Annotated in this window: 17 protein-coding genes; 9 read left to right on the top strand and 8 right to left on the bottom strand. The window is 69.0% G+C overall.

Features of this window, described 5'->3' with window-relative positions; translation table 11 throughout:
• Positions 1-58: 58 nt before the first annotated feature.
• From HNR30_RS46405 to HNR30_RS46390, 4 genes are read left to right on the top strand one after another with little or no spacing between them, the layout of a single operon-like run.
• A complete protein-coding gene (locus HNR30_RS46405; protein ID WP_220134774.1) occupies positions 59-667 on the top strand; it encodes an SAM-dependent methyltransferase in 609 nt (202 codons plus the stop codon).
• A gap of 19 nt (positions 668-686) precedes the next feature.
• Positions 687-1,595, top strand: coding sequence for a glycosyltransferase family 2 protein (locus HNR30_RS46400; protein WP_181616643.1), 909 nt, complete (start codon positions 687-689; stop codon positions 1,593-1,595).
• A complete protein-coding gene (locus HNR30_RS46395) occupies positions 1,592-2,587 on the top strand; it encodes a GNAT family N-acetyltransferase (RefSeq protein ID WP_181616642.1) in 996 nt (331 codons plus the stop codon). The genes HNR30_RS46400 and HNR30_RS46395 overlap by 4 nt, the downstream gene beginning before the upstream one ends.
• A gap of 32 nt (positions 2,588-2,619) precedes the next feature.
• Positions 2,620-3,498, top strand: a complete 879-nt coding sequence (locus HNR30_RS46390) for a right-handed parallel beta-helix repeat-containing protein (protein WP_181616641.1) — start codon at positions 2,620-2,622, stop codon at positions 3,496-3,498.
• Here the strand turns inward: HNR30_RS46390 and HNR30_RS50575 are convergent.
• The 3 genes from HNR30_RS50575 to HNR30_RS46375 are packed head-to-tail and all read right to left on the bottom strand — an operon-like array spanning position 3,488 to position 7,430.
• Entirely contained in the window at positions 3,488-4,960 is a 1,473-nt protein-coding gene (locus HNR30_RS50575) for a lipopolysaccharide biosynthesis protein (RefSeq protein ID WP_220134773.1), read from the bottom strand. The two genes, HNR30_RS46390 and HNR30_RS50575, sit on opposite strands and share 11 nt — an antisense overlap.
• Entirely contained in the window at positions 4,957-6,408 is a 1,452-nt protein-coding gene (locus HNR30_RS46380; RefSeq protein WP_181616640.1) for an O-antigen ligase family protein, read from the bottom strand. Before HNR30_RS46380 ends, HNR30_RS50575 begins: the two co-directional genes overlap by 4 nt.
• Positions 6,405-7,430 carry a hypothetical protein gene (locus HNR30_RS46375; protein WP_181616639.1) on the bottom strand — a complete coding sequence of 342 codons (1,026 nt, stop codon included), beginning with the start codon at positions 7,428-7,430 and terminating at the stop codon, positions 6,405-6,407. Before HNR30_RS46375 ends, HNR30_RS46380 begins: the two co-directional genes overlap by 4 nt.
• Positions 7,431-7,648: 218 nt before the next feature.
• On the opposite strand from HNR30_RS46375, the gene HNR30_RS46370 reads away from it, so the two are divergent.
• Positions 7,649-8,677, top strand: coding sequence for a glycosyltransferase family 4 protein (locus tag HNR30_RS46370; RefSeq protein WP_220134772.1), 1,029 nt, complete (start codon positions 7,649-7,651; stop codon positions 8,675-8,677).
• A 217-nt stretch (positions 8,678-8,894) separates the two neighbouring features.
• On the opposite strand, the gene HNR30_RS46365 is transcribed toward HNR30_RS46370, so the two are convergent.
• A complete protein-coding gene (locus HNR30_RS46365) occupies positions 8,895-10,004 on the bottom strand; it encodes an acyltransferase family protein (protein WP_181616637.1) in 1,110 nt (369 codons plus the stop codon).
• 234 nt (positions 10,005-10,238) lie between these two features.
• Here HNR30_RS46365 and HNR30_RS46360 point away from each other — a divergent pair, with 234 nt between their 5' ends.
• From HNR30_RS46360 to rfbC, 4 genes are read left to right on the top strand one after another with little or no spacing between them, the layout of a single operon-like run.
• Positions 10,239-11,300 (top strand): NAD-dependent epimerase/dehydratase family protein, encoded by a 1,062-nt coding sequence (locus HNR30_RS46360; RefSeq protein WP_281390021.1) that lies wholly within the window; start codon positions 10,239-10,241, stop codon positions 11,298-11,300.
• Entirely contained in the window at positions 11,290-12,240 is a 951-nt protein-coding gene (locus HNR30_RS46355) for an NAD-dependent epimerase/dehydratase family protein (RefSeq protein WP_181616635.1), read from the top strand. The genes HNR30_RS46360 and HNR30_RS46355 overlap by 11 nt, the downstream gene beginning before the upstream one ends.
• Complete coding sequence (locus HNR30_RS46350; RefSeq protein WP_181616634.1) at positions 12,233-13,336, top strand: aminotransferase class V-fold PLP-dependent enzyme; 1,104 nt, start codon at positions 12,233-12,235, stop codon at positions 13,334-13,336. Before HNR30_RS46355 ends, HNR30_RS46350 begins: the two co-directional genes overlap by 8 nt.
• A complete protein-coding gene (gene rfbC / locus HNR30_RS46345; protein ID WP_181616633.1) occupies positions 13,324-13,908 on the top strand; it encodes a dTDP-4-dehydrorhamnose 3,5-epimerase in 585 nt (194 codons plus the stop codon). Before HNR30_RS46350 ends, rfbC begins: the two co-directional genes overlap by 13 nt.
• Here rfbC and rfbD read toward each other — a convergent pair.
• Genes rfbD through HNR30_RS46325 form a run of 4 tightly spaced genes read right to left on the bottom strand, consistent with a single transcriptional unit; the run spans position 13,852 to position 18,015 of the window.
• Complete coding sequence (rfbD, locus tag HNR30_RS46340) at positions 13,852-14,661, bottom strand: dTDP-4-dehydrorhamnose reductase (RefSeq protein ID WP_181616632.1); 810 nt, start codon at positions 14,659-14,661, stop codon at positions 13,852-13,854. The genes rfbC and rfbD overlap by 57 nt on opposite strands.
• Positions 14,658-15,590 carry a dTDP-glucose 4,6-dehydratase gene (gene rfbB / locus HNR30_RS46335; protein ID WP_181616631.1) on the bottom strand — a complete coding sequence of 311 codons (933 nt, stop codon included), beginning with the start codon at positions 15,588-15,590 and terminating at the stop codon, positions 14,658-14,660. Before rfbB ends, rfbD begins: the two co-directional genes overlap by 4 nt.
• Positions 15,587-16,648 (bottom strand): glucose-1-phosphate thymidylyltransferase, encoded by a 1,062-nt coding sequence (locus tag HNR30_RS46330; protein ID WP_181616630.1) that lies wholly within the window; start codon positions 16,646-16,648, stop codon positions 15,587-15,589. The genes rfbB and HNR30_RS46330 overlap by 4 nt, the downstream gene beginning before the upstream one ends.
• A complete protein-coding gene (locus HNR30_RS46325; RefSeq protein WP_312895078.1) occupies positions 16,648-18,015 on the bottom strand; it encodes a sugar transferase in 1,368 nt (455 codons plus the stop codon). The genes HNR30_RS46330 and HNR30_RS46325 overlap by 1 nt, the downstream gene beginning before the upstream one ends.
• Positions 18,016-18,152: the final 137 nt, after the last annotated feature.

The raw sequence follows: 18,152 nt of genomic DNA, 5'->3' as shown, positions 1-18,152 counted from the left end.
TGTGCTAGTGAATCGCTCATCCTCCTTACGTGCCAAGCTAGTGGAAGCTCCGGGTTCCGTGGCAGGCAAGGCGCGACTGCGCCGCTGGAGCTGGATGCAGGCCGCATTTCCCGAGCTCGACAAAATGCGCGTCATCGACCTCGGCGGCACTCCGTCCTTCTGGCTCCGGGCTCCCGTCCAGCCTGAGCACGTCAAGGTGGTGAACCTAGCAGAAGCGGCGGAAAACGACATTCCCTCGTGGATCTCCACCGACGTCGCCGACGCCTGCGACCTCCCCAAGGAGATCGCCGGGGAACACTACGACCTGGTCGTGTCCAACGCCGTCCTGGAGCACGTGGGCGGGCACGCCCGCCGGGCCGCCTTCGCCGAGGCCGTCCACACCCTGGCCGACCGCCACTGGGTGCAGACGCCCTACCGCTACTTCCCGGTCGAGCCGCACGTGCTGTTCCCGCTCTACCAGTTCCTGCCCGTCCACGTCCGCGCCGGGATCATCCGCCGGTGGCCCCTGGTGCACACCAACGCCGCCTCCCGCGAGCAGGCCCTGCGCGACGTGTTCGAGGTGGAGCTGATCGGCGTAGCCGAGATGTCCTTCCTGTTCCCTTCCTCCATCATCAAGAAGGAGCGAATGGCGGGGTTGCCTAAGTCCCTCATCGCGATCAAGGCCTGATCCCGTGTTCACCGCCCTGATGAAGATCGCTATCGTCATTGTCACGTACAACAGCGCCGAAGTGCTCGAAGGCTGCCTGGAGTCCCTGTCCAGGGGCTCGCAGGGCACTCGGCTCTCCCATGTCGTCGTCGCCGACAACGCCTCGGCCGACAACTCCTGCGCCATGGCCACGTCCGCGCGCGAGCTGCCGGTCCAGGTCGTCCAGATGGGCAGGAACGCCGGGTACGCCGCCGCCGTCAACGCCGGCGTCGACTCGCTGCCCATCGAGGACCTCGACGCGGTCCTGGTGCTCAACCCCGACTGCCGCCTCCATCCGGGTTCGCTCGGCTACCTGGCCAAGGCCATGGACCTCGGCGAGCGGCGCGGCATCACCGTGCCCCGCCTGGTCAACCCCGACCAGAGCCTGCAACCGTCGCTGCGTCGCGACCCCGCCATCCACCGGCAACTGGCCGAGTCGGTCATCGGCGGAACCAGAGCGGGCCGCATCGGCTCGCTGGGCGAGCTGATCACCGATCCGCGCCACTACGACCAGCCGGGTCCCGCGGTCTGGGCGACCGGGGCGGCGATGCTCATCTCCACCTCGGTGATCAAGGAGATCGGCTCGTGGGACGAGTCGTTCTTCCTCTACAGCGAGGAGACGGAGTACGCGCTGCGTGCCCGCGACCACGGCTGGTCGCTCTGGTACGAGCCACAGGCCGTCTTCGAGCACATCGGAGGCGAGTCCGACACCAATCCGGCGCTCTACGCGCTGCTGATGGTCAACCGGGTCAGGCTGTTCTACCGCAGGCGCGGCAGGATCGCCGGGGTGATCCACCACGGCCTGATCATCGCGGGCGAGAGCGTGCGAGCCCTGACCGGCAGGCGTACGGCACGCGCGGCGCTCAAGGCCGTGCTGCGCCCCTCCAAGCTCCCCTGGCCGCCGCGATGAGGATCGTTCCATTCGGCAAGCTGTCCGACGCGGACCTGGCGCACTGGCATGCCCTCAGGGCCTCGGACGAGGCGTTCGACAGCCCGTACTTCCATCCGGGCTTCGCCGCCGCCGTCCAGGCCAGCGGCCACGAGGTCGAGGTCGCGGTGGACGACGGCTTCGTCTTCGCCTTCCACCGTGACGGCTCCCTGGCCAGACCCGTGGGCTGGCCGGCCGCCGACTTCCAGGGGCCGATCGGCACCGGGTTCTCGCCCGAGGAGTTCGTGAAGGCCGCCGGGCTCGGCGGGCTCGCCTTCGACCACCTGATCGAGGGCCACCCGGGCTTCGAGCCGTACATCGAGAACCGGCGCGTGTCGCCGTACATCGACGTCAGCGGCGGTCTCGACGGCTACCTGGGCCGCGCGTCCCGCAGCGGCAAGGACAACATCGGGCAGGCGCGGCGCCGGGCCAAGAAGGCGGAGCGGGAGCTGGGCGAGGTGCGCTTCGCCGCCGACGCGGCCGATCCCGGGCTGCTCGACGAGGTGATCAGGCTCAAGCGGGCGCAGTACGCCGCGACCGGCGCGCGTGACTACTTCGCCGACGCGCGGCACGTGGACCTGATGTACCGCCTGCTGAAGGTGCACGACACCGACTTCGCGGGCGTGCTGTCCACCGTGCACGCGGGTGATCACCTGCTGGCCGCCCACTTCGGCATGCTGTCGGGCGGCGTGCTTCACTGGTGGTTCCCGGTCTACGAGCCGAGCCTGTCCGGATACTCCCCCGGCTGGATCCTGCTGCGCGAACTGATGGGCGCGGGCTTGGAACGTATCGATCTGGGCCGGGGCGAAGATGAGTACAAGCGGCGTGCCATGACCGGCCAGACCCTCGTCGGCGAGGGCCTGGTGGGCGGTGGCGCGGTGCGCAGAGTCGTTCGTACGGCCGGCAAGATGGCACGATCGTCGTCCCTCCTGCGCCAGGTCGCGCGAGGTGTTCGGAGGTACACCCAGAGATGATCCGTGCTCTCCTGGCTGCCACGGTCCTGACCGTGACAGCCTCTTGCGGTGCGAGCACGCCTCCCACGGCGGCCACGAGCGCTCCACCGCCGCCGGCCACGACCGCCGCGGCGCCCGAGCAGAGCGCCACGCCGACGCCGTCGCGGAAACCCGTCAAGCAGCCCAAGTACGGCGTGCCGAAGGATCTGAAGCTGACGCCCTCCACCGGCGTGTGGGCGGTCCCCGGCCAGGTCATCGAGGGCCTCGACATCAAGGGGCACATCTTCATCGACGACGGTGTGACGGGGGTGGTGATCCGCAACTGCCGCATCACCGGCACCGGCAAGGACGCCTTCGGCATCCACCAGGCCGGCAGCGGCGAGGTCACCGTGGAGAACGTCACCATCCGCGGCGACTTCCTCGACGCGGGCATGGGCTACGAGAACATCACCGCCCGCAACCTCGACATCTACGGCATGACGCACGACGGCGCCAAGGTCGGCGACAACTTCTCGATCACCGACTCGTGGATCCACGACTTCAAGCCCTCCAAGGGCTCCCACGCCGACGGTCTGCAGGTCTTCGAGCGGGTGAAGAACGTGCTGATCAAGGACAACGTCATCGAGATCGGCATGGGCGGCACCTGGCGCGGCCACGAGCCCACCGACGACAACACCAACGCGGCGTTGTTCATCGTCTCGACCCTCGACCGCGGCAGGTCCGGGAAGATCGTCATCGACGGCAACCGGCTCAGCGGCGGCGGGTACACCGCCTACATCGGGGTCAAGGGCGCGGATCTGTCGTTCGTCAACAACACCTTCAAACGCGGCGCCTACCTGTGGGACGCGGTCGACGAGCGTGCCTACGCGACCGTGTGGCGCAACAACACCTTCTCCGACAACGACCAGGAGATCCCGCTGCCTACTCGCTGACGCCGGCGAGCTTGCCGCGGGCCAGCAACCGGCCCGCGGTCATGATCTCGGTGAAGGCCGGCGCGCTGATCAGGCGCAGCACGAGCAGATAGCCGGCGCCGATCACGATGCTGCCCGCGACCAGGCCGAGCGGCACGGGCAGGCCCGCCTGCCGTACCCCGAAGGCGGCCAGCCAGCCGGCCGCCGCGGCGATCGCGGTGGCGGCCGTCGGCGGCCACAGGGCCCGCAGCCAGTCGACGAGGGTGAAGCCGGTCACCCTCCCCATGTCCATGATCCGGAACGGCACCAGCACCATGGTCGCGAGCGAGTAGGCCGCGGCCACGCCGACGACGCCCCAGGGCAGACCGGCGAAGAAGGCGGGCAGGGTGACCACCATCGGGATCCACGACCAGCGGAAGGTCATGTCCGCACGGCCCAGTCCCATGAAGACAGAGCCGCCGATGGTGGTCAGCGAGTCGAAGATGCCGGTGGCCGCCAGCGCGATGAGCACGGGTACGGCGGGCAGCCACTCGGGCCCGAAGACCGTCTCGATCAGCTCGGGCGCCAGCACCGCGGCGGCGACCATCGCGGGCACCGCGATGGCGGCGATCAGCCTGGTCATCGCCAGATAGATGGAGGCGATGCGCGCCTTGTCGTCCTGGATGCGGGAGATGATCGGGAAGGCCACCCGGTTGGCGACGGTCCCGAGCACGCCGACGGGCACCAGCATGATCCGGTAGGGCACCATGTAGAACGAGAGCGCGGTCTCGCCCAGGAACCTGCTGATGATCACGTTGTCGGCGCTGCGGGTGGCGTAGCCGATGCCCTGCGAGACCATCACCGGCACGCCGAACCGCCACACGTGGCGGAAACCCTCGCGGTCGGCGCGGAAGGACGACAGGCCCGCGGCGACCAGCCAGATGGCCAGCACGATCAGGTCGGTGGCCACCTGTTGCACCACCAGCGCCCAGTAGCTCGCCCCCATCGTCGCGGCCGCGATGCCCAGGCCCGCGCCCATCAGCACCGCCACGACCTCGCCCAGGCCCAGCACCCGGAACCGCAGCTCGCGCTGCAGCCGCGCGCTGGCCACCACGGTGAAGCCCTTGAGCAGCGGCCCGATCGCCAGCACCGCCAGCACGGGGGCCAGCCGCTCGATCCCCAGGAAGTCACTGACCGGTACGGCCAGCAGCACCGTCAGTCCCGACAGCACCACCGCGATGCCGGTCATGGTCCAGAACGTCGCGCCCTCGTCCTGCTTGCGCAGCACGTCCTTCTGCACGATGCCCGAGGCCAGACCGGTCTCCAGCAGCACCGCGGTGAAGGTGATGTAGATCGTGGCCGCCGCGGCCACGGCGAACTCCGTGGGGCCGAGCATGCGGGCCAGCACCACCACGAATCCCAGCCGCCCGACCTGGCGGGCGATCATCGCGGCGACGGTCCACTTGGCGCCGCTCGCGGCGGTCTCGGCGGTGCTCACGCTCACTGGACGGGAACCTTGTCTCTGTCTCGAATCGCCACCCTCCACATCACCCCGGCGATGCCGACGAGGAAGTGGGTGGTGACGAACATGATGTTGAAGCCGAAGGAGTCGAAGGTGGCGGTCACCAGCGCCGCTCCCGCGATCGACCCGGCCAGCGCCTGGGCCAGGTCACGCATGTGCGGGTCCTTGGTGGTCCACTCGATCCTGCGCACGAGGAAATAGCCGCACGCGAACAGCCCCACCAGCCCGAGCAGGCCGAACACCCCTTGGGTGATCAGGTAGTAGAGGTAGCCGTTGTCGAGGATGCGGTAGAGCTTGGGGATGTAGGTGCCCGGCCCGGTGCCGAACACCGGGTAGTCGGCCCACAGCTTGAGCGCGATGGCGTAGTCGTCGGTCCTGCTGGAGATGCTGGTGTCGTTGGCGATGTAGCCGAACAGGAAGAGGTTGCGGATCGAGCCCAGCAGGCCGGGGAAGACCAGGCTCATGCCGAGCACTCCCACCAGGCCGACGGGCACCAGCGTGGCCAGCACGCGGACCCGGGTGGCCAGCAGGTAGATGACCAGCGAGACGCCGGCCGCCAGGATGCCCGAGCGCGACAACGCCATCGGCAGCCCGGCGCCGATCACCGCGACCGCCGCCCACCAGCGCAGCCGCTGCTCGCGGGGGGAGTGCAGCGCGAAGTGCAGCGCGATCGGCAGCAGCATGCCGAGCACGACGCTGAACTCGATCGGATGGCCGGCCAGCCCCTGGACCCGCAGGTAGCCTTCGCGGGCCAGCGACTCCAGGCCGATGGGGTCGAAGTACTTCATGCCGGGGATGCGCAGGTCGCGGTAGATGTCGATGACCTGGAAGTTCTGCAGCATGCCGGTCACCGACAGGACCACGCCGAGCCCGACCAGCCAGCCCAGCAACCGGCGCACGCCGGTCATGTCCTTGATGGTGTCGGCGGTGAACAGCAGCATGCCCAGCGACGACGCGACGAAGATCATGGTGGCGTCGGCGCCCGAGGCCTCCAGCGACGACATGCCGCGCAGCTGGCCCGCGATGTAGCTCGCGAACAGCGCGATCATGATGTAGAGCGCCATGTACCGCACCGGCTGCGGGCCGCTGTCGAGACCCAGCTCCGGCGTGCAGCGGCCGTAGAGCCACAGCAGCAGTAACAGCAGGCCGATGAGCATCGAGGGGATGCCGACCTGGCCGAGCGCCTCGATGCTGAGCGAGGTGGGGATCAGGAACCCGGCCGCGAGCAGCAATCCGAGGACGGTCTGCTCGTTCCACCGCATCACCATGGCGAACGCCGCGAACAGGGTGACGACCAGGATGCCGAGGGTGAAGTTGGGCAGGAAGGTGGGCAGCGTCAGGGAGAGCCCGCAGACCACCAGGTAGACGGTCGGCAGGCCCCAGCGCTTGTGCAGCAGGGTGCTGACCCTGCCCCTGACGATCGAGCTCATCTCATGCGGCTGATGTCGATCCTGGGCAGCTCGCCGGTGGGCATGTCGTCCTCGTGCGAGACGACGCGCTCTGGCTCGGGCTCAGGCTCGGGCTCGGGCTTCGGCTCTGGCTTGACCTCTGGCTTGGGCTTGGCGGCGCCCTTGGGCTTCGCCTTGCCGTTGCCGTTGCCGTTGCCGTTCCCGTTGCCGTTGCTGCTCCCGTTGCCGTTGCCGTTGGTCGCGGGCTCCGGCTTCTGGACGCGGAACTCGACAGTGGCCGAGGCGGGGAGCTCCTTCTTGACCTCGGGTTCCGGCCTGGAGGCGGCCGACGAGGCGACGGACGTGGTGGTGGATGCGAGGGCAGGGGCGGGAGTCGGGGCCGCGAGCGGCGCGGGCGACGGAGCGGGCGTGACGGCGGCGGACGGCGCGGCGGGCGTGACAGGGGCCGCGGCCGCGACGGCGGGAGCGGGCCGGCCGCCCGTGGCGCGGGCCTGGCGCGAGCGCTTGGCGTAGTCGAGGATCAGGCACAGGCCGAAGGAGAGCACCAGGCTGAGCGCTCCGGCCACACCCGCGACCTTGAAACGATTGCCGTTGGAGACCGCCGCGCTCTTGGGCTGGACGACGTCGTCGAGGACGACCCGGTAGCGCATCGGGATGGCCTTGTCGGCCTGCAGCTGCTCGAGGCGGTTGCTGAGCTCCTTGCCGATGGCCCGGTAGATCGCCAGCGCCTCCTTGTCATCGGAGTCGGTGACCAGGACCGAGATGACCGCCTGGCCGGGGTTGTCGAGCGCGAATTTCGCGTCGGAACCCTTCGGAATAAGCTTCTTGGCGACGTCGGGAGATTGCCCGACCTGTGCCATCACCCAGGCGGTCGACTGAATGTCGAAATAAGGGTTGAGCTGCAGGCTCTGGACCGATTCCAACGTTCCAAGGAACTGGTAGTTGACGCGGAACGCGCCCTGGACCTCGTATGACGCAGCGACGTGCGTCACCGCCAGCACGCTCAGGCCCACCGAGGCCATGAGCATGGGAATCAAGATCATCCATCGCCTGAAGCCAATGCGAAGGATGGCGATTAAGTCCATTGAATCCCCCTAGCGCGTCCACGCAGTGGACCTACAATGTCCGCCAGATAATCCGTTTTGACCACACGGAGGAACACGTGGCCCCCGATTCCCTCAAGCTGGGGTTTGCCTGCGCCTGGGATAACCCGCCTGAGAAAACATGGTCGCACGCCCCCTGGACCATCCGAAAGTGCCTTTTGGAGCGCACCGACGTGGTCGACCTGGGGCTCGAATGGTCCACCCCGGTCAGGTCGGCCCTGCGAGGCCTGGGAGCCTACCGGCACAACGGCACGTGGCGCACCCAGTGGACCCGCCACCCGGTGACGCTGAGCCTGGCGGGCCGGCAACTGCGGGCCGCGGAGCGCCGGCTGCGCCCCGACGTGGTGTTGCAGTTCGGAGACCTGGCGAGGATGGACACCCCGTACCTTCTCTACCAGGACCTCAGTTTCGACATCGTGATGGAGCATCTCGACCCGGCGACGGGCCGCTCGGTGCAGGCCCCCGGCCTGTCCCTCGACGACCTGAAGCGGTTGCGCGACCGCCAGCTGTCGATCTACGCCGAGGCGAGCGGCGTGCTGGCGATGAGCCACTGGCTGGCCGACCACCTGGTGCGGGTGACCGGACTGCCGGAGGAGAAGGTGCACGTGGTGCTGCCCGGCGCCAACAGCCTGCCGGCCGTAGCCCCGACGACCAGGCGCGAGGCACCCCGCAAGCGGCTGCTGTTCGTGGGCATCGACTTCCACCGCAAGGCCGGCGACCTGGTGGTGGCGGCCGCGCAGATCCTGCGCCGCGAGGTCGATCCCGGCATCGAGCTGACGATCGTCGGCCCGCCGGAGTGGCCGCTGCCGGGCCCGGTGCCCGACGGCGTGCGTTTCCTCGGCAAGCTGCCGCCCGCCGAGGTCCGGCCGTTGTACGCCGAGCACGACGTGCTGGTGATGCCGAGCCGGTTCGAGGCGTACGGCCTGGCCTTCATCGAGGCGCTGGCGCACGGTATCCCCTGCGTGGCGCGGCGTGCCTACGCCATGACGGAGATCATCGAGCCGGGAGTCAACGGCGACCTGGTGGACGGCGACGATCCCGAGGTCCTCGCCCGGACCATCGCCGGTGTGCTCGGCAACGATGAGATATACACCCGCATCCTGACGCGCGCCGAGGCGCTCATCCAGCATTACACCTGGGACCGTGTGGCCGACGACATCGTCCGCATCGCCAAGACGGCACGCTGACCAGAGCGGGGGGCGCTCGGTCGCGGATCCCATATCTGGGCATTCGCCGCCGAGCGCCTCCCCGTTACGCATGTCCCCCGGCGCAACGCGCGCTGAGTGCCCCACACCCTCCCCCAAGGGTCGATGTCGCAAATCTCGCCAAATGTGATCCTAGGCGCATGCTTGTGGGCAACGAATATAGCGAATTGTCCACATCCGGACAGCCCAATCCCTTGACTCAACTCGCGCTTGCCGGCGCGGGTTCCTCAGCGGCGGCAGCCCGCTGCTTTTTGGTGCGATAAGTCCGGATAAAGCGCTCCATGGGCTTCTCCACGACCCGGAAAAGCGCCCACGACAGCAGCATCGAGACGGCCAGCGAGACCACGAACACCCCGATCGCCAGGCCGGGCGAGATCCCGGTGCCGGTCACCTTGACCACGAACCGGATGACGAACTGGTGGACCAGGTAGAAGGCGAAGGAGATCTCGCCCAGGAAGACCAGCCACGGCCTGCGCAGCACCGAGGGCGTCTGCTTGATGTCGGCCTGCGCGGCGGCGGCCAGCAGCAGCGCGAACGGCCCGACCGTCCAGGCCACGTAGCCCCACTCCTGCAGCAGCGGCACGGTCAGGTAGGCGCCCAGCGCGATCGCTCCCGAGACCAGCAGGCCGGGGCCCCGCCAGGTGCCCCGCTGGATCATCAGCGCGACCGCCATGCCCAGCGCGAACTCCAGCATGCGCGAGAAGGGCAGCACCCACACCAGGTAGTACGCCGGGTCGTGCGGCATCACCAGGAACAGCAGCGGCAGCGCCCAGATGGCGGCCAGCAGCCCGGCGGCGGCGATCCACATGCGCCGCACCCGCTTGAGCAGCGGCAGCAGCAGCGGGAAGGAGGCGTAGAAGAGCGCTTCGGCCGAGAGCGACCAGGCCGGGGTGTTGACGCCGAAGACGTAGTCGAAGTCGGGGATCCAGGCCTGGACCAGGAAGAGCCCGCTGACCACCTGGCCCGCGTTGGGCGCCGCCTCGCTGCTCAGGACCGTGAGACCGATCGCTACAACGATCCAAGTGACGACGTGGTTGGGATAGACGCGGGCGACGCGGCGGCGCCAGAAGGACGAGGGCCGGTCGCCGGGCTTGGCCGACCAGGTCAGCACCAGGCCGGACAGCAGGAAGAAGAAGGGGACGCCCACCGTGCCCGGCCAGAACAGGACACGGACGATCTCGGAGTAGACGGCGTTGTCGGAGATCTTGAGCTGGTCGATGTGGAAGCCGAAGACGACGAAGGCCGCGATCCACCGGAGCCCGGTTAAGGAGTGCAGGCGCACTGGAGTACCGGAGGCGGCCTCGGTCATGGTTTCCCCCTGATCAGAGCGGACGTACCCGTTCGATTGGAGCACAAGGACGGGGCTCAGGCTACAACTCGAAAATAATATTCATTCCCTACCTGTTAGCTATGTTTTGAACCGTTCCAGGCCGCGTGGACATGGCCCTGACATGTGTGCTTTGATCCCAGGGGTTACTGGCATTTCGGGGGAATGCGAAATCTGTAGAGTTCCTGCGAACTTTCGCGAGGGGGGAACGTCTCCATGCCCACAGAATTTGACAGCGAGTTATCCGATTCCCTGACTCTGGTCACAGGCGGAATGGGCTTCATCGGCTCGTATCTCACGGCGAGACTTCTCGCCCTGGGAGGCCGTGTCGTGGTCGTCGACTGCGACACCGACCCCGGCCGGCAGTCGCTTCTCCACGAGCTGCCGCAAGACCAGCGTTCCGGGCTGGAGATCGTGCACCTGGACCTGCGTGACCGCGACGCGGTGGCGGCGCTGATCCATGGCAGGAACTTCGACTACGTCTTCCACCTGGCCGGTTACTCGGTCATCGAGAAGTCGACGGCCTTCCCGTACGACTCGCTGATGACCAACGCCATCGGCGGGCTCAACGTCTTCGACGCCGTGCGCCGCAGCGATACGCCGCCGCGCCGCGTCGTCATCACCTCGACCGACAAGGTCTACGGCGAGATGGACGGCAGCCACTACCTGGAGGACTCGCCGCTGCGCGGCATCGGCATCTACGACGCGGGCAAGCTGACCGCCGATGTCATGGCACGCAGTCATTTCCACACCTTCGGCACCCCCATGTCGGTGCTGCGGCTGTGCAACGTCTTCGGCCCGCACGACTACAACGTCGGCTACCGGCTGTTCCCCAAGTCGCTGAGCAAGATCTTCAACCCGGTCGCGCCCGAGCCTCCGGTGCTCTACTACGAGTCCATGGACCACTGGCGCGACTACGTCTTCGTCGAGGACGTCATCGACGCGCTGATCACCATGGCCTGCCACGAGCAGTCGCTGGGCGAGGTCTTCAACATGAGCTCGGTGGTCCACCTGTCGACGCCCAGCGTCATCAAGGAGATCATCGACACCAGCGTCCGCATCCTGTCCGAGGTCGACCCGTATCGGGCCGAGCTGGTCGAGAAGAACGGCATGCAGGTCACCACCTACGGCCAGGGCGCTCTGGCGATCCAGCGGCAGCGGCTCGACCACACCAAGATCGCCCAGCGGCTCGGTTTCAGGACCTCCGTCACCTTCGAGCAGGGACTGGAGCGGACCATCACCCATCACACCGAACGGCTCCTCCGCAATGGCCACTAGGACCTGCCTGGTCACCGGTTCCGCCGGCTTCGTCGGCTCCGTCCTGGCCCGCACCCTCGTCTCGCGCGGGTGGCGGGTCGTCGGCGTCGACCGCGAGCCCGTGCCGTCCTGGCGCGAGTGCCCGGACGTCTCGCAGGTCCAGCTCGACCTGTGCGACCTGGAGGCGGTCCTCGCCCTCGTCGGCGAGACCGGGCCAGAGGTGATCTTCCACCTGGCCGCGCAGCCGTTCGTGCCTGTCAGCGTCGCCGAGCCGTACGCCACCGTCCGCGACAACGTGCTGGCCACCACCTCCGTCCTGGAGGCGGCCAGGCTGCACGGCGTCGCCCGGGTCGTGCACGCCTCCAGCGGCGCGATCTACGGCTCGGAGCCCGGAGAGCACACCTACTTCGAGAGCGACGAGCCCAAGGTGGGCGCCAACCTCTACGGCCCCTCGAAGATCGCGGCCGAGAACATCGTGCTGGCCTACTCCCGCACGTTCGGCCTCGACGTGCGGATCGGGCGCTTCATGAACACCTACGGCCCGGGCGACACCAGCCCGAGCCGCATCGTGCCCACCGCCGTCTGCCAGGCGCTGGGCGGCGACTGTTACGACTTCGGCGACCGCGACGACGGTTCCACCGCGCTCGACTTCGTCTACGTCGACGACGTCGTGGCCGGCTACCTGGCGGCGGCCGAGGTGGACGACGGGGCGCTGCAGGGCGTCTACAACTTCGGCACCTGCGACCCGGTCAGCGTGCGCGACCTGGTCCGCGCGGTCAGCCGCCTCGCCGACGGCACCGAGCGCGAGCCGGTCTTCCGCGGCCCGGTCGCCGACAACCCGCGGCGCAAGTGCCTCGACGCCGGCCGGGCGCGCAAGGAGCTCGACTGGGAGCCGCGCACCGACCTGATGACCGGGCTGCGGGCGACCGTGGACTGGTACCGGGAGCACCTCCATGCTTGATCGGCTCGTCGAGGAGCGCGAGCTCGAGTTCCCGATCACCCGAAGCCGGATCTTCATGGCCCACGCGGCCTTCTCGCCGCTGCCCGCCCGGGTGGCGGCCGCCGTGTGCGACCTGGCCACCGCGCTCGCCGAGCGCGGCCAGGGGTCGTTCCTGGAGGATCCGATCGAGCGCGGCGCCCGGGAGGCGGCCGGCCGCATGCTGGCGGTCCCGGCCCGCGACGTCGCGTTCGTCCTCAACACCTCGACCGGCGTCTCGCTGGCCGCCTCGGCGATCGACTGGCGGCCGGGCGACAACGTCGTGGTGGCGGCGGGCGACTTCCCCTCGGCCTCCGACCCGTGGCGGCGTCACGGGATCGAGGTGCGGGAGGCGGACGTGTGGAGCGGCCCCTTCCTCGACCTCGTCGACAACCGCACCAGGGCGGTCTGCGTCTCCACCGTCAACTTCGCCTCCGGGCAGGCCGTACGCGGCCTGGAGGAGCTGCGCGACCGGGGCGTGCTGACGGTCGTGGACGCCATCCAGACGCTGGGCACGCGCCCCTTCGACGCCTCGCCGTACGACGTGGTGGTGGCCGACGGGCACAAGTGGCTGCTGGCCCCCAAGGGCTGCGCGCTCATGTACGTCTCGCCGCGGGCGGCCGAGCAACTGGCCCCTCCGGTGGTCGGCTGGCGCAACATGACGACGGAGCGCCCGTACGGCCCCGGCCTCGACCTGGTCGCGGGAGCCGGGCGGTTCGAGGCGGGCTCGCCCAACGTGCTGGGCATCGCCGGCATGGGCGAGGCGCTGCGCATGTTCGGCGAGGTCGGGCTCGGCGCGATCGAGGAGCGGCTGGCCGAGCTGCGCTCGGCGCTCGTCACGATCCTGCTGAAGCACGGCCTGGCCGACGACGCCTGGGCGCCCGAGACCCCGCTGGTCTCTCTGCCGCTGGCCCAGGTACGCGCCGAGAGCCTCTACCGTCATCTGGAGGCCGCGCGGATCAGCACCTCGGTGCGCCACGACGCCGCCGGGCGGTGCTACCTGCGCTTCTCACCGCACTTCTACAACACGCTGGACGACCTGGCCCGGCTCGAGGAGGAGATCGGCGCATGGAGCCCCTGAGCATCCAGGGAGCGTGGACGCACACCCCCGTCGTGCACCGCGACTCCAGGGGCGAGTTCCTGGAGAGCTTCCGCGCCTCCGACCTGGCCGCCGTCGCCGGTCACCGGCTGGAGCTGGCCCAGGTCAACTGCTCGGTCTCCGAACGCGGCGTCATCCGCGGGCTGCACTTCGCCGACGTGCCGCCTGGCCAGGCCAAGTACGTCACCTGCGTGGCGGGCACGGTGCTCGACGTGATCGTCGATGTGCGGGTCGGCTCGCCGACCTTCGGCCAGTGGACCTCGGTGCTGCTCGACGACGAGACACGGCGCGGCGTCTACGTCGCCGAGGGCCTGGCGCACGGCTTCTCCGTGCTCAGCGACCGGGCGACCGTCACCTACCTGTGCTCCCAGCCGTACGCTCCCGGGCGCGAGCACGGCATCCACCCGCTCGATCCGGATCTCGACATCGACTGGCGGCTCGACGTCGAACCGGTGCTGTCCGACAAGGACGCGGCCGCGCCCACGCTCAAGGAGGCCTCAGGGCTGTTGCCCGGCTACCAGGCCTGCCTGGATCTCTACGAAAGCCTCTCCTAGGGCCTCGCGCCAGTCGCGCAGCCGGGGGTTGCCCAGGACGCTGTAGGCAGGCCTGGGCGCCGGCACGGGGTAGTCGGAGGCCGGGATCGGCTTGACCCTGGCGGGATCGGCTCCGAGCAGCGTGAAGACCTCCTGGGCCAGGCCGTGCCAGGTCGTCTGGCCTGCGTTGGTGCCGTGGTGGACGCCGGGTGGCGCGTCTGCCAGCGTGGCCACGTAACGCGCCAGGTCGGCGCTCCACGTCGGCCCGCCGTGCTGGTCGGCGACCACGCTGACGCTTTCGCGCTCCCGCTCCAGCCTGATCATCGTCTTGACGAAGTTCCTGCCGCTCGCGCCGTACAGCCAGGCCGTACGGACGATCACGTGGCCGTCCGCCGCGAGCTCGCCGGCGAGCTTGGTGCGGCCGTAGGCGTTGACCGGCCGTGTCGGCGCGTCCTCGGCGTACGGCACGCGGGCGGTGCCGTCGAAGACGTAGTCGGTGGAGATCTGGATCAGCCGCGCCCCGGTGCTCGCCAGGTTGGCCACGGCGTGCCCGTTGACCGCGAGCGCCTCCTCTTCGTGGCGTTCGGCGTCGTCGACGGCGGTCCAGGCCGCGCAGTTGACGATCACGTCGGGCCGGTGCTCGCGGACGGCGCGCGTTACGGCGTCCTTGTCGCGGATGTCGAGCTCGGCCCGGCTCAGGGCCACGGCGTCGTCGAGCAGTCCGGCCAGGTCGGTGGCCAGCATGCCGCCCGCGCCGGTGATCAGCCACCTCACCGGCGTTCCTTCCACCACGAGGGGTTGTCGACGTACCAGCGCACCGTGGCCGCCAGGCCCTCGTCGAAGCCGATCTCCGGCTCGTAGCCCATGGCGCGCAGCCTGCTGTCATCGAGGGAGTAACGGCGGTCGTGACCCTTGCGGTCGGCCACCCGCTCAACCATGTCCCAGCCGGCCCCCAGAGCGTCGAGGAGATGCTGGGTGAGCTCCAGGTTGGTCAGCTCCGCCGTACCGGCGATGTGGTAGACCTCGCCCGCCTCGCCGCGCTCGGCGACGAGCCGGATGCCGCGGCAGTGGTCGTCGACGTGGATCCAGTCGCGCACGTTGCCGCCGTCGCCGTAGAGCGGGACCTTGCGGCCCTGCAGCAGGTTGGTGACGAACAGCGGGATGACCTTCTCCGGATACTGGCGGGGGCCGTAGTTGTTGCCGCAGCGCGTGATGGAGACGTTCAGTCCGTGGGTGACGGCGTAGGCGCGGGCGATCAGGTCGCCGCCCGCCTTGGCCGCGGAGTACGGCGAGCGCGGCGCGAGCGGGGCGTCCTCGCTCCAGGAGCCGATGTCGACCGAGCCGTAGACCTCGTCGGTCGAGACCTGGACCACGCGCGGGGTGCCGGCGTCGAGGCAGGCCTGCATGAGGGTCTGGGTGCCGAGCACGTTGGTGGTGACGAACGGGGCAGCACCCTCGATGGAGCGGTCGACATGAGACTCGGCGGCGAAGTTGAGCACCAGGTCGTGGCCCTGCACGACGGTCCTGAGCAGCTCGCCGTCGCAGATGTCGCCGTGCACGAAGGTGTGCTCCACACCGTCGAGGTTGGCCGGGTTGCCCGCATAGGTGAGCTTGTCGAGCACGGTCACCTCGTGCTCGGCCGCGGCCATGCGGGCATAGGCGGAGCCGATGAAGCCGGCTCCGCCGGTGATGAGGATCCTCATGAGGAGATTTGCACCTTGCTGTGGTCGCCGAGGACGAGTCTGTGCGCGCGGGGCGCGTGTGCTGCCGGGGTCACCTCGACGCCGCGCCCGATGAGCGAGGCCTCGATTCGCCCGACTCCGACGATAGAGGCCTCACGCAGCACGATCGAGTATTCGATCTCGCTGCCGATCACGTGGCAGTCGTCGGCGATGGAGGTGAAGGGTCCGATGTAGGAGTCGCGGATGACGGATCCGGCCCCGATGATCGCCGGACCGACGATGCGGGAGCCGGTGATCATCGCTCCGTCCTCGACCACGACCCTGCCGATGATCTCCGAGCTCTCGTCGACGTGGCCCCTGCTCTCGATGCTCTCCAGGACCAGCCGGTTGACCTCCAGCATGTCGGAGACGTTGCCGGTGTCCTTCCAGTAGCCGGAGATGACCGTGGAGTCGACCCGCAGACCGGCGTCGAGCAGCCACTGGATGGCCTCGGTGATCTCCAGCTCGCCCCGCCACGACGGTTCGAGCCTGGCCACGGCCTCGTGCACCGCCTTGGTGAACAGGTAGACGCCGACGAGCGCCAGGTCGCTCTTGGGCTCCTTCGGCTTCTCCTCCAGGCGCACCACGCGGCCGTCGGTGTCGAGTTCGGCCACGCCGAACTGGCGCGGGTCGGGCACCTTGGTGAGCATGATCTGCGCGTCGGGGCGCTGGGCGGTGAAGGTGGCCACGATGTCGTCGATGCCGCCGACGATGAAGTTGTCGCCCAGGTACATGACGAAGTCGTCGTCGCCGAGGAAGTCGCGCGCGATCAGCACCGCGTGCGCCAGCCCGAGCGGGGCCTCCTGGCGCAGGTAGGTGACGTCGATGCCGAACGCGGAGCCGTCGCCGACCGCCGCCTCGATCTCCGCCTGGGTGTCGCCGACGATGATGCCGACCTCGCGCACACCCGCCTGGGCGATGGCCTCCAGGCCGTAGAAGAGCACCGGCTTGTTGGCCACCGGCACGAGTTGCTTGGCCTGCGTGTGCGTGATGGGGCGCAGCCGGGTGCCCGAGCCGCCGGCCAGCACGATCGCCTTCATCAGTACGCCCCTTCGCCGCCGATGACGGCGGAAATCGTCTTCCACAGGATCTGCAGGTCCAGCATGAGCGACCAGTTCTCGACGTAGCGCAGATCCAGCCTGACCGACTCCTCCCACGACAGGTCGCTGCGGCCGCTCACCTGCCACAACCCCGTGATGCCCGGCTTGACGACCAGGCGCCGGCGCACGTCCGCGCCGTACTGCTCCACCTCTGACGGTAGCGGCGGCCGGGGACCGACCAGTGACATGTCGCCGCGCATCACGTTGAACAGCTGCGGCAGCTCGTCGAGCGAGTAACGGCGCAGGAACCCGCCGACGCCCGTGATCCGGGGGTCGTTGCGGATCTTGAACAGCACGCCGTCGAACTCGTTGTCGTCGGTCAGCAGGAGCTTGACCTGCTCGGCGTCCTGCCGCATGGTGCGGAACTTCACGACCTTGAACTCCTGGCCGTTCCTGCCCACCCTGACCTGGTAGAACAGCGCGGGGCCGGGGCTGGTGCTCCGGATGATCAGCCCGATGACGAGCATCGGCAGGCCGATCGCCAGCAGGATCAGCGAGGCCACGATCTTGTCGAACACCGACTTGACCAGCTGCGCCGCGCCGTCGAGCCGCGGATGCTCCACGTACAGCAGCGGCATGCCCGCCATCGGCCGGATGCTCGTGCGCGGGCCCGCCACGTCCAGGAGCGCGGGCGCGACGAACAGCTCCGTGCCCTTCGTCTCGATGCTCCACGCCAGCCGCCGCAGGGCTGCGCCGTCGAGCTCGGGACAGGCCAGCACCGCCACCGCGTCGGCGCCGGTCTTGTCGACCACGAGCGCCACGTCGCTGAAGTCGCCCATCACGGGCACGCCGTCGAGGCCGTTCCTGCGCCGGCCGAACTCGATGTACGGCACGCACGCCGCGACCACCTTCATGCCGTGGTGCGACTGCCGCTTGAACTGCCTGACCAGGTCCAGGACCGACGACTCGTGCCCCACCGCGACGACGCGGCGCACGTTGATGCCCACCGCGCGCCTGCGGTGCAGCCGCCTGCGCATGCGGTGGTGGAAGACGAGCGTGAAGAGCGTGGCCACCGGCAGCATCGCCACCACGTAGCTACGCGCGACCGTCGCCTGCGTCATATAGGACGAGATCGCCACGACGGCGGTCAGGCCCAGCCAGGCGTTGACGACCGCGCGGAACTCCTCGCTGCCCTCTCCGAGGACCCGGCGCCGGTATCCGCCGCTGATCGCCAGCGCCAGCGGCCAGGCCAGGCCGATGGCCGTGCCGAAGACGATGTCGTCGGTGGTGATGTAGATGTCCAGCCACAACCGCACGGCGGTGCCCCCGGCCAGCGCCAGGAAGGCGCAACCGAGGTCTCCTGCCACCAGCGCCCGACGATACGACCGCGTCCACGAGCCCCCCTCGGGCCGGACGATCGTCTCCTCGGCTAGCTCATGAACTTTTGATAACCCTGTCCGACCATTCACGCGTCGCCCCACCCGCTACTAAAAACTCGATCACC

Origin of the sequence: Nonomuraea soli (assembly GCF_013761175.1) — a bacterium.
Classification (GTDB): domain Bacteria; phylum Actinomycetota; class Actinomycetes; order Streptosporangiales; family Streptosporangiaceae; genus Nonomuraea; species Nonomuraea soli.
The sequence above is the reverse complement of the archived record's forward strand: the minus strand, read 5'-3'. Positions and strand labels throughout refer to the sequence as shown.

Coding starts and splice junctions, on each gene's coding strand:
- HNR30_RS46400 (WP_181616643.1), top strand. CDS start 687: ATGAAGATCGCTATCGTCATTGTCACGTACAACAGCGCCGAAGTGCTC.
- HNR30_RS46395 (WP_181616642.1), top strand. CDS start 1,592: ATGAGGATCGTTCCATTCGGCAAGCTGTCCGACGCGGACCTGGCGCAC.
- HNR30_RS46380 (WP_181616640.1), bottom strand. CDS start 6,408: ATGAGCTCGATCGTCAGGGGCAGGGTCAGCACCCTGCTGCACAAGCGC.
- HNR30_RS46375 (WP_181616639.1), bottom strand. CDS start 7,430: ATGATCTTGATTCCCATGCTCATGGCCTCGGTGGGCCTGAGCGTGCTG.
- HNR30_RS46365 (WP_181616637.1), bottom strand. CDS start 10,004: ATGACCGAGGCCGCCTCCGGTACTCCAGTGCGCCTGCACTCCTTAACC.
- HNR30_RS46360 (WP_281390021.1), top strand. CDS start 10,239: ATGCCCACAGAATTTGACAGCGAGTTATCCGATTCCCTGACTCTGGTC.
- HNR30_RS46355 (WP_181616635.1), top strand. CDS start 11,290: ATGGCCACTAGGACCTGCCTGGTCACCGGTTCCGCCGGCTTCGTCGGC.
- HNR30_RS46350 (WP_181616634.1), top strand. CDS start 12,233: ATGCTTGATCGGCTCGTCGAGGAGCGCGAGCTCGAGTTCCCGATCACC.
- rfbC (WP_181616633.1), top strand. CDS start 13,324: ATGGAGCCCCTGAGCATCCAGGGAGCGTGGACGCACACCCCCGTCGTG.
- rfbB (WP_181616631.1), bottom strand. CDS start 15,590: ATGAGGATCCTCATCACCGGCGGAGCCGGCTTCATCGGCTCCGCCTAT.
- HNR30_RS46330 (WP_181616630.1), bottom strand. CDS start 16,648: ATGAAGGCGATCGTGCTGGCCGGCGGCTCGGGCACCCGGCTGCGCCCC.